16 protein-coding genes and 1 pseudogene are annotated in these 16,320 nt (G+C 64.1%); 7 read left to right on the top strand and 10 right to left on the bottom strand.

Annotated elements, in window-relative coordinates; genetic code table 11:
* Positions 1-30 precede the first annotated feature (30 nt).
* Complete coding sequence (locus ACEOAB_RS10250) at positions 31-852, bottom strand: IclR family transcriptional regulator (RefSeq protein WP_200955462.1); 822 nt, start codon at positions 850-852, stop codon at positions 31-33.
* A gap of 132 nt (positions 853-984) precedes the next feature.
* Between ACEOAB_RS10250 and ACEOAB_RS10245 the strand changes: the two genes are divergently transcribed.
* The 6 genes from ACEOAB_RS10245 (at position 985) to ACEOAB_RS10220 (ending at position 6,551) form a co-directional block, all read left to right on the top strand.
* Positions 985-1,896, top strand: a complete 912-nt coding sequence (locus ACEOAB_RS10245; RefSeq protein WP_056596008.1) for a carbohydrate ABC transporter permease — start codon at positions 985-987, stop codon at positions 1,894-1,896.
* Between the two features lie 5 nt (positions 1,897-1,901).
* Complete coding sequence (locus ACEOAB_RS10240; protein ID WP_082572186.1) at positions 1,902-2,735, top strand: carbohydrate ABC transporter permease; 834 nt, start codon at positions 1,902-1,904, stop codon at positions 2,733-2,735.
* A gap of 57 nt (positions 2,736-2,792) precedes the next feature.
* The gene (locus ACEOAB_RS10235; protein WP_162248897.1) at positions 2,793-4,091 is read left to right on the top strand and encodes an extracellular solute-binding protein; all 1,299 of its coding nucleotides are present in this window, start codon (positions 2,793-2,795) and stop codon (positions 4,089-4,091) included.
* Positions 4,088-4,945 (top strand): shikimate dehydrogenase family protein, encoded by an 858-nt coding sequence (locus ACEOAB_RS10230; RefSeq protein ID WP_082572190.1) that lies wholly within the window; start codon positions 4,088-4,090, stop codon positions 4,943-4,945. The genes ACEOAB_RS10235 and ACEOAB_RS10230 overlap by 4 nt, the downstream gene beginning before the upstream one ends.
* A 77-nt stretch (positions 4,946-5,022) precedes the next feature.
* Entirely contained in the window at positions 5,023-6,042 is a 1,020-nt protein-coding gene (locus ACEOAB_RS10225) for a Gfo/Idh/MocA family protein (protein WP_056596023.1), read from the top strand.
* A gap of 80 nt (positions 6,043-6,122) precedes the next feature.
* Entirely contained in the window at positions 6,123-6,551 is a 429-nt protein-coding gene (locus ACEOAB_RS10220) for a cupin domain-containing protein (RefSeq protein WP_056596026.1), read from the top strand.
* A 45-nt stretch (positions 6,552-6,596) separates the two neighbouring features.
* On the opposite strand, the gene ACEOAB_RS10215 is transcribed toward ACEOAB_RS10220, so the two are convergent.
* From ACEOAB_RS10215 to ACEOAB_RS10195, 5 genes are read right to left on the bottom strand one after another with little or no spacing between them, the layout of a single operon-like run.
* Positions 6,597-7,508, bottom strand: a complete 912-nt coding sequence (locus tag ACEOAB_RS10215; RefSeq protein ID WP_413747480.1) for a LysR family transcriptional regulator — start codon at positions 7,506-7,508, stop codon at positions 6,597-6,599.
* A gap of 59 nt (positions 7,509-7,567) precedes the next feature.
* The gene (locus ACEOAB_RS10210; protein ID WP_056596032.1) at positions 7,568-8,356 is read right to left on the bottom strand and encodes an enoyl-CoA hydratase/isomerase family protein; all 789 of its coding nucleotides are present in this window, start codon (positions 8,354-8,356) and stop codon (positions 7,568-7,570) included.
* A gap of 37 nt (positions 8,357-8,393) precedes the next feature.
* Positions 8,394-9,284, bottom strand: coding sequence for an alpha/beta hydrolase (locus ACEOAB_RS10205; RefSeq protein WP_413747479.1), 891 nt, complete (start codon positions 9,282-9,284; stop codon positions 8,394-8,396).
* Positions 9,285-9,312: 28 nt separating this feature from the next.
* Positions 9,313-10,500, bottom strand: coding sequence for an alpha/beta fold hydrolase (locus tag ACEOAB_RS10200; protein WP_413747478.1), 1,188 nt, complete (start codon positions 10,498-10,500; stop codon positions 9,313-9,315).
* 27 nt (positions 10,501-10,527) lie between these two features.
* Positions 10,528-11,235: a flavin reductase family protein gene (locus ACEOAB_RS10195; protein WP_056596038.1), complete on the bottom strand. Its 708-nt coding sequence runs from the start codon at positions 11,233-11,235 to the stop codon at positions 10,528-10,530.
* A 210-nt stretch (positions 11,236-11,445) separates the two neighbouring features.
* On the opposite strand from ACEOAB_RS10195, the pseudogene ACEOAB_RS10190 reads away from it, so the two are divergent.
* Positions 11,446-11,661: pseudogene (locus ACEOAB_RS10190) on the top strand (MarR family transcriptional regulator); the annotation flags it as partial.
* A 47-nt stretch (positions 11,662-11,708) separates the two neighbouring features.
* Here the strand turns inward: ACEOAB_RS10190 and ACEOAB_RS10185 are convergent.
* From ACEOAB_RS10185 to ACEOAB_RS10170, 4 genes are all read right to left on the bottom strand, one after another.
* On the bottom strand, positions 11,709-13,238 hold the full coding sequence (locus ACEOAB_RS10185; RefSeq protein WP_413747477.1) for a tannase/feruloyl esterase family alpha/beta hydrolase: 1,530 nt from the start codon (positions 13,236-13,238) through the stop codon (positions 11,709-11,711).
* Between the two features lie 196 nt (positions 13,239-13,434).
* Positions 13,435-13,884 carry a MaoC family dehydratase gene (locus tag ACEOAB_RS10180; protein ID WP_413747476.1) on the bottom strand — a complete coding sequence of 150 codons (450 nt, stop codon included), beginning with the start codon at positions 13,882-13,884 and terminating at the stop codon, positions 13,435-13,437.
* On the bottom strand, positions 13,877-15,529 hold the full coding sequence (locus ACEOAB_RS10175) for an AMP-binding protein (RefSeq protein WP_413747475.1): 1,653 nt from the start codon (positions 15,527-15,529) through the stop codon (positions 13,877-13,879). The genes ACEOAB_RS10180 and ACEOAB_RS10175 overlap by 8 nt, the downstream gene beginning before the upstream one ends.
* Positions 15,526-16,266, bottom strand: coding sequence for a nitroreductase (locus tag ACEOAB_RS10170; RefSeq protein WP_056596049.1), 741 nt, complete (start codon positions 16,264-16,266; stop codon positions 15,526-15,528). Before ACEOAB_RS10170 ends, ACEOAB_RS10175 begins: the two co-directional genes overlap by 4 nt.
* Positions 16,267-16,320 lie beyond the last annotated feature (54 nt).

The following is a 16,320-nucleotide window of genomic DNA, read 5'->3' as shown; positions in this document are numbered from 1 at the left end:
GCTCCGGCGAGCTTCCGATGGAGAAGGCCTTTATCCATTGGAGACTTTCAGCGGCGTAATCCCCATCATGGCTTCCATCACCTTGCGGCTGGGCCACAGGTCGGCGATCTCCGCCGCGGTGGCCTGCACGTCGGGCGCGATGGCTGCGATGCGCTCCGGTGGGAGTCGCGCCACGGGACCGGCCACACTGACTGTGCCGATGGCGCGGCGGCTTTGCGGATCCACGATGGCGCAGCCCACCGCGCACGTGCCTGGCTCCCCCTCCTCGATGGACGTGCCATAGCCGCGCTCGCGCGTCAGCGCAAGTTCGGCAAGCAGGCTGGCCTCGTCGCGCACGACTGGCCGGCCAAACCGGGAAGGCACGACGAAGCCGCGCGCCTTCACCAGGGCCACGGCCTGCGCGTCGTCCAGGGTTGCGAGCCACGCCTTGCCGGTCGACGTGGCGTGCAGCACCACGGGTTGGCCCATATCGGGGTCGTAACGCAGGCCGGAGAGCGAGCCCTGGGCCTTGGCGATCCAGATCAGCGCATCGTCTTCCACCAACGCGAGGCGCACCAGTTCGCCGGTGCGCGCGGCCAGTCGGTCCAGGGAAGGCTGGCAAATGTCCGTGATTCCGGAGGCCGCGAGAAAGCGAAAGCCGATGGCTGCCAGTTTCACCGTCATGCGATAGCGCTGGCTGTACTCATCCTGCACCGCCAGCCCCCGCCTCACCAAGATGGAAAGCAACCGGTGCACGGCGCTCTTTGGCAGTTCCAGTCGCCGTGCGACCTCGCTGATCGGCAGCCCTTGGGGGTAGTCGGCCAGCAGCGTGAGGATGTCCAGCACGCGCTCGATCATGTCGCCAGTGGCCACGAAAATCTCCATGTATTTAGAACAGGGTTCCAATTTAGCACCGGCATCCGACCCATTATCGAGGGATATCCCGCATGACGAGGCATATTCAAGCAACTACATTGGAACAATGTTCTATGAGAGGTAGTTTTTATGAATGCCGTTCCCTACGCGGAGGCCGCGACTGTGGCGCAGGCGGATCCCCGACCGCCGGGCTTCTGGGCGCGTTTCACCTGGTTTGCGCCAGCTGTCGCCGTGCTGCTCGCCGTCACGCTCTATCCCACGGCCGTGGTGCTGTGGCTGAGCGTCCACCGCACGCGCCTCTATGAAGTGGTGGAAGGCGTGGGCTTGGCGAACTATGTCTCGGTGATCACTTCTCCGGCCTTCCTCGAACTCAGCCTCAACTCCCTGCTGTACGTGTTCGGCGCGCTGGCAGTGGTGCTGCCTCTGGGGCTGGCCAGCGCCCTTGCACTGCAGAACATTGCGCGCGGCGCTGCGTATGTGCGCACCCTGCTATTGCTGCCCTGGACGCTGTCCATGGGCGTGGTGGGCTGCTTCTGGCTGTGGCTGCTCAATCCCTCGTACGGGCCCATGAGCTATCTGATGCGGTCCCTGGGCATGGAGCCCGGCCTGATGCTGGGCGATCCTTCGCTGGCGCTCGTTCTCGTCATCCTGGTCACCGCGTGGTGGTCTTTCCCCTACGTGATGGTGATGATGAGCGCCTCGCTGCAAAGCATCCCGGCAGAGTTGTATGAGGCGATCGACATCGACGGAGGTGGCTTGCGCGCGCGCCTGCGCCACGCGGTGTGGCCGCACATCGCGCCCACGCTGGGCAGCACCGCGCTGGCGCTGGGCATCCTCTACCTCACGCTCATCACGCTGATCCTGGTGCTCACCGGCGGCGGGCCGCTGGGCTCGACCGCCACCTGGAGCTTCGAGGTGTTCTCCAGCGCTTTCCGCTCCGTGGACCTGTCGCCCTCGTCGGTCATCTCCGTCGTGGTGCTCGTGGTCAATCTCTTCCTTGGGTACCTTTACACACGGCTCACCGGCCGCGTCTCGGGCTGAACATCATGCACATCCGTCGTTCCGAAAAAATGCTGTCCTGGGCCGTGCTGACGGCCTTGGTACTGGTCGTTCTGATCCCGCTGTCCTGGGCGGTGCTCACCTCGCTCAAGAGCGAGGCCAACGTCATGGCCTACCCGCCTACCTTCTTCCCTACCGAGCCGAGCCTCTCGGCGTACAAGGCGGTGTTCCGCAACGAGACCTTCGGCACCGACCTATTCAACTCGGTGCTGTATGCGGTCGGTGCGGTCGCGCTCGCAGTACTGCTGTCCGCGCCCGCCGGCTACGCGGCTTCACGCTTCGAGTTCCGCGGCAAGCGCACCGTGATGCTGCTGATCCTGTCCACGTCCATGATCCCCGGCGTTGCGTTGCTGGTGCCAACCTACTTTCTGCTGGACGCGCTGGGGCTCTTGAACAATGCCGCAGTCATCATCGTGGTGCAGGCCGCGCGCCTGGTGCCACAGACGGTCTGGTTCATGCAGAACTTCGTGGACGCCGTACCGCGCGAGCTGGACGAGGCCACCCAGGTGGACGGCGCCAATCACTGGCAAACCTTCACCAAGGTCATCCTGCCGCTGGTGCGGCCCGGCATCGCCGCAAGCGCCGTCATCGGCATGGTCACGACCTGGAACGACTACATCACCGTGGCCGCGTTCGCGCCCGAGGTCGCGCACCGCACGCTGCAAGTGGCCCTGGTCAACCAGGTGTTCGACAGCATCGGCATCACCTGGTCGTACGTCATGGCCTACGCCGTGGTGTCCTCGCTTCCCATCGTCGCCATCTTCGTGCTCGCGCAGCGATGGTTCATCAGCGGCCTGACCGCCGGCGCCGTCAAAGGCTAGTCCACAACATGCGCACTTAACCAGGAGACAAACATGAACGAGCAAAAACCAGCAAGCATGAATGAACAGAAATCGGCGCCGCGTACGAGCCGGCGCATCTTCCTGGGTGGCATGGCTGCCATGCTGGGCGCACCCGCGGGCCGGGCCTTGGCGCAGACCACCGAGACCATCGCCTACAACACTTTTCTCGACCCGGCCAACACCAAAGACCCGCGCGCGGTGGCGCAGACGCAGATGATTGCGGCTTTCGAGGCCAGCCAGGCGCGGGTGAAGGTACGTGTGGTGGTGGACCCCGCCGGGCAAAACGGCGTACGCGCGGCACGCGCCAAGTCGGACAGCCCTGACGTCATCCGCGTGTCCACTCTCCAGATGCCCGAGTTCGTGTCCACCGGCTCGGTGCTGGCCATCGACGAACTGATCGCGCGAGACAAGGTGGACACCACGGACTGGCTGATCGGCCTGGACCAGACCCGCGTCGCCGGCAAGATCTGGGGGTTGCAGCAGGACTATCGCATCCCGATTTACGTCTACCGCAAGAGCAAGTTCGACGAGGGGAAAATTGCCACGCCGCCGCGCACGTACGCAGAAGTGAGCGCGCTCGGCCCGCTGCTGACCAGGCAGAACCAGATGGCCTACGGCGTGCCCATCGGCCTGAGCGGCGGGATCGGCGGCGCGCAGGCCTTCGTGGAGTTCATCGTGAGCTCCATCGTTGCGGGCAACAGCGACCCTTTCTTCGCGCCCAACGGCCGAGAGATCGGCTTCAGCGACAAGCGGCTGCTGCTGGCAGCCAGCATCGTCAAGGACCTGTTCCAGAAGAAGGCTGCGACTCCCGTCAGCCTGCAGTTCGCCTATAACGAATTGCAGGATGGAATGCGTGCCGGCACCGTCGCATCCGCCACCTTCGGGCTGTACCGCTACCGTGGCTTGAAGGCCGCCGTGGCCGACGACCTGGCCTGGGCGCCGGCCCCTTCGGTGGAGCCCGGCGACAAGCACGCGGTGTACGGCTTCCAGATGTGCATCAACCGCAATTCGCCACGCCAGGGCGGCGCGTGGGAGTTCGTCAAGTTCATGGCCAGCCCGGCCGCTCAGGCGATCGCTGCGCGAGGCGGCGAAGTGGTGGCGCGGGCCAGCGCCTACAAGGACGCCTACTTCAAGACGCCGGAAGCCGAGGACCAGCTGGGCTGGAAGGCGCTGGTGGAAAAACGCGGCCGCATGGTGAACTACTCGATCATCCAGTCGACCTTCAACCAGATCTGCGGCGAAGCCTTCCAGCGCATGATCCTCAAGGACCTGGCGCCTGCCGCCGTGGCGCTCGAGGTGCGCACCCGCTACACCGAAGCGCTGGCCAAAGCATGATGCCGCGTGTCACAGGAACAACCCGGCTCTACGGGTTGGTGGGCAACCCGCTGACGACAGCCAAGTCGCCCGAACTATTGAACCGGCTCTTTTTCGAACAGCGCGCAGACGCGGTATGCATCCCGTTTGTGGTCAAAGACGATGACCTCCCTGCCTTCGTCACCGGCGCACGAGCGCTGGGGAATCTCTCCGGCGTGCTGGTCACGATGCCTCATAAGCAACGGATGCTGGCCTTTGTCGACGAACTGGATCCGACGGCCCGGCAGGTCGGCGCACTCAACGTCATCCGTTGCGATAAGGATGGGCGCTGGGTCGGTGCCATATTCGACGGGCTCGGTTGTGTGCTTGGCATGCAGTGGGAGGGTAACCATCCGGCGAACAAGTCCGTTCTTCTGGTCGGCGCCGGAGGTGCGGGAAGAGCCATTGCATTTGCAGTCGCTTCCGCGGGCGCCCGGACGTTGACCATCTTCGATGTCGACGAGCGCCGCGCCGACGACCTCGCCGCCTCCGTCGCCGCCGCAACCGGTTGCACCACAAACTCCGGCTCAGCCGATCCACGCGGATTCGAGATCGTCATCAATGCCACGCCGCTGGGTATGCATGCGAACGATCCCATGCCGGTGGATCCCGAGCGGCTGGATCCCGGCAGTATCGTTGTAGACATCATCAATGCATCCGAGCCCACGCCGCTTTGCCGCGCCGCCGATGCACGCGGTTGTCGCACCCAAGGCGGACGCCCGATGCATGAAGGGCAGGCACTGCATGCCCTTCGTTTTCTTGGATTCGATTACCGGCCTGACGGCAAGTCACTACCGGACGGACCCGAAACCACGCAGTTGTCGCCATCTGAATGAAAGGAAGATGTCATGAATGGGATTTCCAGGGTTGCCGCAGCATTCCGTGCGGCTGACTGCGCGAGGGGAGAACACGCATGAAAGTTGCATTGCTGGAGGCCAGCCATTGGCATGTCCCGCTCTATCTTGATGCACTCGAGGTGCCCGGGATTCAGGTGGTCGCCGTCTCGGATGCGGAGCATGTCAAAGGAGAGGCTATTGCCGCGCGATTCGGCAGTACGCTGTATTCGTCGGCCTATGAACTGCTCGAGCGCGAGGAAGTCGATTTCGCATTTGTGTTCGGTAGGCATTCCGAAATGCCGAAGCTCGCAGAAGCGGTGGTCGCGCGGCGAATTCCATTTGCGCTGGAGAAGCCCTGCGGTGTCAACATGTCGCAGGTTACCCGGCTGCGGAGACTGACCGAGGAAGCCGATCTTTATTGCGCGGTACCGCTCATTTTTCGCATGAGCGACCTGCTCAGCGCAGTCCACAGTGCCGAGGGCCGTGTCCCGTCGGACTTCAACTTCATGTCCTTTCGTTTCATCGTAGGTCCGCCCGGCCGTTATGAAGCCGCGGGCGCAGGCTGGGCGCTCGATCCCGCGTTTTCAGGTGGCGGGTCCACGATCAACGTCGCAACGCACTTCATTGACCTCTTCAGATTGCTGACCGGCAAGGAAGTCGCGCGCGTCTCAGCGACCATGAACTCCCGGACGCACCGGGGCGCGGTTGAGGACTACTCGTTGCTGACGATGCAAACCGAGGATGGCGTGATCGGACTCGTGGAGACCGGATACAGCTTCCCCAGCACTTCAGACGAACAGCGCGAATTCTCGTTCACCCTTTCGTCCGATGGCATGTACGCGAGGTCGGGCCCCGATCGGATCGAGTTCCGCGACCGAACCAATCTTGCCGCCGGCACTCGGAGCTTACGTCTCGAGCTGGAAACCGACGCCTACTATCCGCTGTTCGTCAAGCGGGTGCTTTCTGAATGCCGCACGGGTGCAAAACCGATCGCGTCATTGCGCGATGCCGAGGCAATGATGCAAATCATGGACGCGGCCTACGCTTCGGCTCGGCAAGGGGGTGCGCTCCAGACTCTTGCGCCGATTGCCGGGTGATCCGGCCAACCACCCATCGCCACCGTCAGCGCCGCGCATCTCGACAGCACTCGCTGACCAATCAACTGAAAGGGAATCCGATGAGCAAGACTGCGCGATACCAAGGTCCATTGCCGCTTGACCAGGCGAAATCCAAATTTGTTCTCACCCCTCTCGAGGACAACCGCTTCCATCGGGATGGTCCCCGCGCCAATGTTGAGTACCGGGATCTCGGAATGGCGGATGCTTCGGGGGGGCGCATCAGCGCCAAGCACATCCGCGCTGTCCAGCCGTTCGGCAAGGAGACCGGTTGGCATTGGCACGACATGACGGCGCACTTCGTGTACGTGCTGAAAGGCTGGGTCGAATTCAGGTTTGACGGCATGCCGGAACCGGTGACTGTCGTTGCCGGCTCCTGCCTCAGTCAGCCCGCCGGAGTGGCGCACAACGTCATTCGCCAGTCCGACGACCTCGAGCTGATAGAGATCAACACGCCCGCGGACTATGTGACGGTCGAATGTTCTCCCTGAGCAGCCGCGGCGCACCCTCGCCTCCACTCTCGGAGTTCGGAAAGATCAGCCGCGTCGCAAGTCTTCGTGGCGCTCGAAGAGCGTCACTGCCCAGTCGATGAAGACACGCACCTTCGCACTGAGGTAGCGGTTTGGCGCATAGATCACTTGGACGGGGATCGTGGGCGTGCGCCAATCTTTCAGCAGCGCGACGAGTCTCCCCGCCGAAATAGCCTCATGCGCCGCGTACGAGGGCGCCTGGATGACTCCCAGACCCGCTAAGCCTGCTGCCAGGTACGAGGTGGTGTCGCTCACGACCAGCCGATGGCTCAGCGCGAGTTCGGTCTCCGTAGAACCGTCGGAGAACTGGAATGGCAGCGCACGGGCGGAGCGCCCGTAGATCATGCCGATGCTGGGTCTTGTGCTCAGATCGGCAGGGGTCCTCGGCGTTCCGTGGCGCTGGAGAAAGTCAGGCGTTGCACAGGTGACGAAGTGGAACTCGCCGATCCGCCGCGTGACCATCATCCGCTCGCTCACTTCACCGGGGCGAATGGCGCAGTCAATGCCGTCGCTCACCAGGTCGGTGTACTTGCTGGCGACGCCGAGTTCGACCTCGACGTCGGGATAGCTCTGATAGAACTCCGGGAGCGCGGGGACGATGACCCCTGCAGCGATCGCCGCCGCCGTCTCCACCCGCACCTTTCCCGAGGGCTTGGCCAGGGATTGCGTGGCCGACGATTCGATGTCCGCAAGATCGGCGAGCAGCCGCACCACACGCTCGTAGTAGATCGCCCCTTCTGGCGTGACGGTGACCGACCGGGTGGTGCGATGCAGCAGGCGCACTCTCAGTTCCTGCTCCAACTGCTGAATGAGCCGGGTTATCGTCGCGTTGGGCACATCGAGTGTGTCCGCCGCTTTCGTGAATGTTCCGGCTTCGACCACCCGGACAAAGGCGTTCATTGCAGTGATGCGGTCCATGATGCCTGCTCCAATTGACGTGCAGGCGATCATTACACTGCCTCCGGCCGCGCTTGCTTTTATCGGCCCTTGAAGTCGAGGGTCGGGCGGGGCCGGCCGGCCGTCAATGCGTCCACAGCCGACTTCAGGCCGCGCTGAACGTCCTCGGTCTCGAACAGCGGCATCGCGATGTCGAACATGACATCGTCGGCGGACGACACACCGCCTACGGCCCAGGCCCGCAGCAGCGCCTTGTGAGCGGCGTAGGCCCGGGTCGGGCCCTGGGCGACTTTCTGCGCGAAGGCACGAGCTTCGTTCAGCAGGTCGGCGTCAGCGACGACGCGGTTGACAACGCCGAAGCGCTCCATCGTGGCCGCCGGTACTTTCTCGGAGGTCATGGCCCACTCGGAAGCGCGTGAACGGCCGGCCCGCTCGGCGACCCGGTACGCACCACCCAGGACCGTGACGATGCCCAAGCTCTGTTCGGGATGCCCGAACGCGGCCGACTCGCCGGCAAAGATCATGTCGGCACGCAGGGCGAGCTCGAAGCCTCCGCCGAAGCACAGACCCTGCACCGCAGCGATAACCGGCATCGGGATGCGCTCGAAGCGGTTGAACACCGACATGTAGTGCTCGAAGCGCGCGCGCAATTCCTGGGTGACCGCGCCCGGCCAGCTCATGATGTCGCCGCCGAAGGAGAAGTTTTCTCCCGTGCCGCACACGAGCACGGCGCGCGCGTCACTGTCCGCGATGGTTGTGATTGCCGCAGCCAGCTCGTCGACCATCTGGTCGTCGATGCGATTTTGCGGCGGGCGGTCGAGGGTGAGCGTGGCAACGCCCTCGTCGAAGCTGATGGTCAGATGAGGCATGGAACAGTCCTGTGGTGGTGTCGTTGAATGGGAGCCGTCAGCCCAGGTGCAGCTTGAACCACTCGACGGCGGCCGTGCTGGACTCTTTGAACTGCGACAAGTAAGGATCGAAGTGGCCGCCTTCGATGGTCACCAGGCGCTTGGGCTGCAGCGCACGTTCGAACGCCGCGAACTCGAGGTCGGTCAGGGTGACGGTGTCTCGCGTGGCCACCACCATCAGCAGGGGCGTAGGTGAAACGCGAGTGATCCATTGCCCGGGCTCGTACATGCGTGCGGCGCGCGTGGATCGGACCGTCACGTTGTTCTCCCAGGCACCGGCGGGCACCGGCTGCAGGTAGAAATCGATGGCGTCCCGGGCGCGATAGGAGGCGGGAACGCCGGGATCGGCGCTGACGATGGCTTGGCGGCGCGGCGGCTCCCCACGAAGCTGCGCGCGGTCATCCTCTGCGAGCGCCTCTTCGAACGCGGCGACGCTTTCAGGCGGGATGCGACGCAGGCCCTGCTCGTAGCCGCTGATGGTCGGAACCTGCGCGACGACGCAGCGCAGTCGACGGTCGGTCGCGCCGAGCACCAGCGCATGGCCACCGGCGTAGCTCGTCCCCCACAGGCCAATGCGCTTCGGGTCGACGACGTCCAAGCTCTCGAGGTAGCTGATGGCGCGTCGCCAGTCGGCGATCTGGCGCCACGGGTCGACGTCGTAGCGCGGCATGCCATCGCTTGCGCCGAAGCCGCGGTGGTCATGGAGCAATACGACGAAACCGGCGTCGGCGAAGGCCTTCGCGAACCGCTCGATGCCATGCTCCTTGACGCCGGCGTAGCCATGCGCCATCGTGATGGCGGGCCGGCGCCCCTCGCCGGCCGGCACGAAGAGCCAGCCGCGAAGCTTGACGCCGCCATCGACTTCGAATTCGACATCGGTGCGATTCATCTTCTCGATCTCCTGTGACGGCGGTGTATCAGTCCACGCTGAAGAAGTGCGCCGCGGCGACCTTGCCCTCGACGCGACGGCCCAGTTCGGCCGAAAACTTCAACGCACCGCCCAGCGGACGGTGGTGGATGGCCGCGTGTACGACCTCTCCTTGTTCGTTCTTCGAGAGGATCGTGACGCCGAACAGCTTGTCGCCACCGAAGGCCTGGGCCTCCCACTCAAGGTACGTGCGCAGCCCGCTCTTCGCCTCGCGGGTGAAGGCGAGCGCTTCGTAGATCGTGCTGGCTGCCGCCATCACCGCTGTGACCTGCTCGGCACCGATCACTGGCTTTGCGAGCGCACTGGCCTCGAGAACGATGTCTGCCGCGAATGCGTCAGCAAATGCGGTCGCCGACTTCTGTTCGAACGCGCGAGTCCAATCTTGCCGGCCCACCGCGGTGCTTCGGGCACGGTCCACGGTCGCCAGGAACTCGCTGAGGACCCTGACAAAGGCATCGGGCTGCTCGACGTGCGGCCAATGGCCCGCATTGCCCACCGACGCGACGACAGGCTCGTCGAAGCGCGGTGCAACGGCGCTCGAGATGACCTCGGCGGTGACGAAGGGATCGGCCTCGCCGCGCACGATGAGAGCGGGCCCTTTGTATCGGCTGTGCTGTGCGCCGAGCGCATGGCCCCGGTTCCACATGTCGGCGAAGACGCCGACTGCGGCGGCCTCGACGCCGTCGCCGAGCTGGCTGAGCGTTTCCAGCTGCTCGTCGTCGAGGCTGGTCGAAAAATTGCGACGCAGTTCGCGTTGCGCGCTGGGGTTGCCACCCAGTGCATGAAAGGTCTTCATCACTTCGTCGGGCAGTTCGGTGCCGGCCAACGGCACGGGGGTCAGCAGCACCAGGGCTCGGACCTGTTCATTGAGCCGACCCGCAACCAGCTCCGCAATCTGCGCGCCCATGCTCTGGCCCACGAGAATGATGGGGCGAGCCAAAGCACGAACCTGCGCGGCGACATCTTCGGCGAAGTGGTCGAGGCTGTGCGGTCCGGGCTCGCCGGCGCGCTTGCCCATTCCTGGAAGATCGACGCGCAGCGCATCCGCGGCGCGGTCACCAAGACCAGCCACGACCGCGTCCCAGGCGGCGGAGCCGTCGAGGAAGCCGTGGATGAAGACGAAGGTGGACGGCGCGTGCGCGCTTTCGTGTGCAGTGGACGGGTTGTGCGAAGTCATTGGAGTCTCCTGTAGGTGGATCGAGATTCAGCGGGTCGAGCCGGAGGCGGACCATTCCTTGGTGTCGATCGGCGAGTAGCCGTCGGGTTTGCCATCCAGCCGCCCGGCTCGTTGGCCGTCCAGCGCGGCAAGGAGCTCTTCGGCCAGCGGCGTCGTGAAGGTGTTGTGCACGAGGGTGTACTCGGCGGCCAGGCGGCCGACGGCTTGCAGCGCACCCGTGTCGATGCGGCCGCCCTCCAGGTAGACGTCGTCGCGGATGTTGAAGCAGACCACCCGGCCGAATACCACGTTCTCACCCACGGCCATGGGGATGATCCGATCGAGCTTGCATTCGAGCGAGATGGGGACGCCCTTGATGCGCGGAGGACGGACTGCTGCCGAAGCTTCCTTCTCCACCCCGACAGCGGTGAACTCATCGACGTCGGAGGCGAACTCGAAGGCCGTACGGTGCAGTGCGTGTGCCAGAGGCAGCGTGGCCAGGTTGACGACGAACTCTTCGGTGTCGCGAATGTTCACGAAGGTGTCCTTCAGGGTCACGCCGTCGGCGCGCGGCTGCAGCGAGAGCGACACCATTGGCGGCTTGCGCCCGACGGCCGTGAAGAACGAGATCGGTGCGAGGTTCGCCACCCCGTTGCCGGATTGCGTGCTGACCCAGCCGATCGGGCGGGGAAGGATGGAGCCGATCAGCAGCTTGTAGGCCGAGGTGGAGTCGAGTGTCGAGGAGTCGATGATCATGATGCGATCTTTTTTGCAATGGGATGCGGTGAACGTTCAGCGGCGCGACGCGCCACCCTCGGCCATGCGGTGAGCCCGGCGAACTCGTGGGACTTATTCGTCTTGCGGACCGTGGGACTACTCTACGAGGCACCTGTCCTGCGAGTAAGACGACGGGGGCGAAAGCACTATTTCAATTCGGTCAAAGATCGGGGCACGCGACCGATTGCAGGCGGCCGGGCCGTCGAAGCCGAAGGACTGACAACGCAGCAATGGGCGGTGCTCGGTGCCCTGTCGCACGACGAGGCCATAGGGGGAATGAGCGTGGGCGACCTCGCGCGCTACCTGAAGGTCAGCCGCATGGAGCGCGACGGGCACGTAAAGACCGCGCCCGACAGTCGCGATCGGCGCTCACGGCTGGTCACGATGACCAAGTCGGGGCAACACGAGTGCTCACACACTCAGCGCAAGGTTGCTCCAACCATGCCGGACGACTATGGAGCCGTGCACGTGAAACTTGATTCGGCGTCCGGATCGCCGCTTCCGTTGTACTTTGCGTACTGCGGGTACTTGCAAAGCGGGCGTTGCATCGCCTTTGTCCCGGGGGCCGCCAAGCTATTGGTCGCCACGATTTTCTTGCTCGAAGGCTTCACGTCCTTTTCGATCCAGTCGAACATGGGCCCGACCAGGTCGACCTTGTCAGCGCCTTGTCCGACACCGAGCCCGTTGGCGCAGTGATCCACGCCAGGCGCCTGGTAGTACTCGACAAACTGGTCCGCTGTGGCTTGGCTGCCCGCTGACGCAATCACCTTGTTGTAGTAGTCCGTGGTGTTATGCGGCGTGATCAACCAATCCGTCAGGCCATGCCAAAGCAGGAGCTTGCCCCCGTGCGCCCTGAACTGCGAGAGGTCCGGATTCACCGCATCGATCAAGCCGACAAGATAGTCGAGACGCGATGTGTACTGCGCCGGGTCGATCTGCAGGGGATCCGCGGTCGCGCTCTGCGCAACGAAGTACTTCATGAAGTCGCCGCCAAGCAGCGTCGGACCGAGGCCACCCCAGGCTTGCAGAAGCGCCGGGTCGGCCGTTTCTCCACCAAAGGGAAATCCCGGCCATGTGTAGCGGCCTCCTGCCACGCTGGTGGGCTCGTACATCGTCCTGGCCGATTCCAGCTGGGTATCCGTCAGGCACGAATCCGACTCGGCGCCAGTGCACTTGAGCGCGGACAGGTTGAACGTGCAAAGGTCGGGCCGACCGATGACATTGTCTTTGAGCCCATCGAGTCCGTCGCACTGGCCCATCACGGCATTGGCAATGGTCTGGACCTTCGCCTTGCTCAGGGCTGCGCCGGGTTTGGCCAACTGCTTCATCTGCTTTTGGTAGTAGAGGAACTGCGGCGTGTAGGCATTCGCAGGTGCGCGCGAAATGACGCCGTCGAATGCGTCCGGATATCGCTGCGCCTGGATCAGGCCTTGGCGTCCACCGCCGGAGCAACCTTCGTACACCATCTTCGCGCTGGCGACTTCTGCGCTGCCCAGCCGGGCCTTCATGATCGCCTTTGCCGGAGGAAGCACCCGTGCCACCGCCAGGTACGCGTAGTCGTTGAGCATGTCGGCATCCAGGGCGAAACTTCCCCCAAGGCTCGACCCGGTGTGCCCGTGGTTCGTCGCGATCGTGGCGTAACCCCCTTCGGCCACGCCCGGGCTCAACGCGCTGGCGGTGATCACGCCATCGAATCCGCCGCCCCCCATGAAGACGGTTCGATGGTTCCACACCGTTGGCATCCTGACTTCGAAGGCCAGATCCTTGGGCATCTCGCCGCGTACGAGGCAGTTCTCGGGAACTGCTCCCGCGGTCGGAAAAAATTGCGCCTTGGCAACGACAGCACCTTCGAAAGTCTGGCCCTGCAATTCCATGCATGCAGCTTCGGCCGACTTGGCCGCCACTGGCGCCGCGAGCACCGCGGGCACTGCTCCCGAAGAACCGCCGCCGCAACCAACCAACAAAAGGGGTGCCGCCAGCACGAGCGCGGCTGCCTTCCTCAGAGGGCGTCCAGGCACCGAGTTGCTTGCACGATGTGCCGTGGCGGCGGCGGCCCCTGGCCAAACGCGAGAGGGCCTATCTAGATTGATCATTTCTGTCTCCAATAGCTCGTTTTAGGAATGGGCGGGCGCCTGCTTGCCCGAGCGAAACGGGTCACCCCTCGGGGCGTGACCTCGACTAGAGTTCCGGATCGAACAAGACCCTGCCGTACGCGAGCACGCTGACCCGCCCATTGGCGTCCTTCATCGAACCCTCCAGTTCGAGAACGCTCCCGTTCTTCCGGCGGGCGGCGGCCGATGTGGATGCCACGACCCACGCCAGGGTCACGGTCTCGGTCGCCAATACGGGATACAGCAGGTCGACCGAAAAGCTCGTGCCCAGGACATGGCCCCTCTTGGCGAAGTGAGACCCGACCAGGCCCATCAGAAGTGACGTCGTATGCGCCCCGCTCGCGATCAGTCCACCGAATCGCGTGCCGCGTGCGAAGTCTGCGTCGTGGTGCAGCGGGTTCTCGTCCCCTGCGGCCCGTGCAAACGTGCGAACCTGCTCGTCATCGAAGCGATGGACGCGCGAGAAGCAGTACCCAGCCTCGATCGCGGGGCCCACCGCCGGCATGCACTCAATCATGAGTTGCCAGCCTGGTGATGGCTTCCGTGCTTCCCGCTTCCTGGCGCAAACGGAACTTCTGGATTTTTCCGGTGGCGGTCTTGGGGAGGCTTGTGAACACCACGCGGCGCGGACATTTGAAGTGGGCCAGGCGTTCCCGGCAGAACTTCAATATCTCCTCTTCGGTCGGTGCTGCAACGCCGGCTCGCAGTTCAATGAAGACGCAAGGGACTTCGCCCCACTTCGGGTCTGGCTGAGCGACCACGGCAGCGTGCAGCACTGCCGGGTGTCCGTGAATCACGTCCTCGACTTCGACGGATGAGATGTTCTCTCCGCCCGAAATGATCACGTCCTTCGAACGGTCGGTGATCTGGGCATAGCCGTTCTCATGGAGCACCGCGACGTCGCCGGTACGGAACCAGCCGCCCGCGAGTGCCTTGCGTGTGGCCGCTTCGTTCTTGAAGTAGCCCATCATCACCGTATTTCCGCGCAGCATCAGTTCACCGACGGTCTTGCCGTCCCGAGGAACAGGATCGAGCGTGTCCGCGTCGCCGACCATGAGGCCTTCGAACATGGCGGCTCTCGCGCCCTGCCTCACCCTGAGCTTGCCTTGATCGGACGGCGGGAGATCGTCCCACCCGTCCTGCCAGACGCAGCTCACCGGCGTGCCGGACACCTCGGTGATGCCGAAGACATGCTCCACGTCGAAGCCCATGGCCAGCACCGCGTTCAGCACGGCGATCGGCGGAGGCGATCCGGCGGTCAGTACGCGCACCGGCCGGCTCAACCTGGTGTGCCGCGAAGAGTCCGCCAGCATGGCCATGACGATCGGCGCGGCACAAAGATGATCGACCTGGTGCACGTCGATCGCCTGCAGCACCGCTTCGGCGGACACCCGGCGCAGGCAGACATGCGTACCCGCTGCGGCCGTGATCGCCCATGTGAAGCACCAGCCGTTCGCATGGAACATGGGCAGCGTCCACAGATACCTCGGTGCCCGCGGAACGGCCCAGTTCGTGTTCTGGAGCAGGCTCATCAGGTAAGTGCCGCGGTGGCTGACGACCACGCCTTTGGGATCGCCCGTCGTGCCGGAGGTGTAGTTCAGGGCGATGGGCTGCCACTCGTCAGACGGCCAGCGGCCCGCGAAATCCGGATCGCCACTTGCGAGCAGAGATTCGTAGTCGGCCTCGCCGATGCGCTCGCCAGGCGGTGCCAGATGATCTTCGATGTCGATCACCGAAGGCGGATGGTCGAGCTTCTTCAGCGCCGCGGCGACGACTGCGGAGAACTCGCGATCGACCAGCAGCAGCCTGCACTCGCCGTGCCGCAGGATGAACGCGATTCCCTCCGCGTCCAATCGATGATTGATGGCGTTGAGGACTGCGCCGGCCAGCGGCACGCCGAAATGCGCTTCCAGCATGGCCGGTGTGTTGGGTGCGAGAACGGAGACGGTGTCGCCCGGCTCGATGCCCCGCGCGACGAGTGCCGACGCAAGGCGATAGCAGCGCTCGCGTGTCTGCTCCCACGTCCGCGTCAGATCGCCGTGCACCACCGCCACGCGCTTCGGATGCACGAGGGCGGCCCGATCCAGGAAGCCAAGCGGCGTCAGTGGCACATGGTTCGCTTCGCAGCGGTCAAGGCCCGTTCCATAGGACTTCGCACTCATGGTCTTGTCTCCTTGGCTGTGTGGTGAAACGTCGTGAAGGTCGACACCGGCTCACGCTCGGTGACGAGCGAGTTCTCGATGGAAGCTGGGTCGGCATAGCCAAGGCTCATGCCGCACACGAGCATCTGCCCGACGGGAATCTCCAGGAAGTCGGCGATCTGGCGGTGAAACTTGAGGAAGGCTGCCTGGGGACAGGTGTGAAAATTCCGAGCCCTCGCAGCAATCATCACGCTCTGCAGGAACATGCCGTAGTCCAGCAGGCTGCCTTCCGCGAGTTCGCGATTCACGGTGAAGAAGAGACCGACGGGAGCGTCAAAGAAGCGATAGTTGCGCCCATGCTGCTTGTGCATGCGCTCCTTGTCGCCCTTGGCTATCCCCAACAGGCCATACAGGTCCCACCCAACTTTTCGGCGCCGTTCGAGATACGGAGAAAACCATTCGCGCGGGTAGTAGTCGTAGGGCTCCTGAAGGTCCTGCGAACCTTCCGGGTCGTCATCGAGCTCGGCCAGCACTGCAGACAGCTTCGCCTTCGCCTCGCCGGTCAATACATGCACGCGCCACGGCTGCATGTTCATGCCGGAGGCGCTGTAGCGCGCCGTCGAAAGAATGGCTTCGACTTCCTCGCAAGGCACGGGCGTGGGCAGGAAAGCTCGCACGCTGCGTCGGCTGGAGATGGCCCAATCCACGGCCTCTCGCAGGGCTTCTGCGCTCAATGCGGGCGCGGTCACTCGGTTCATTCGAAAAATCCTTCTCTTCTCATATCTTTGGTGCCGCGCGTCAGGGGCAAGAGG

This window comes from Variovorax sp. Varisp53, assembly GCF_059491555.1.
Note: the sequence above shows the minus strand (reverse complement) of the source record. Positions and strands in the feature narration are given on the sequence as shown.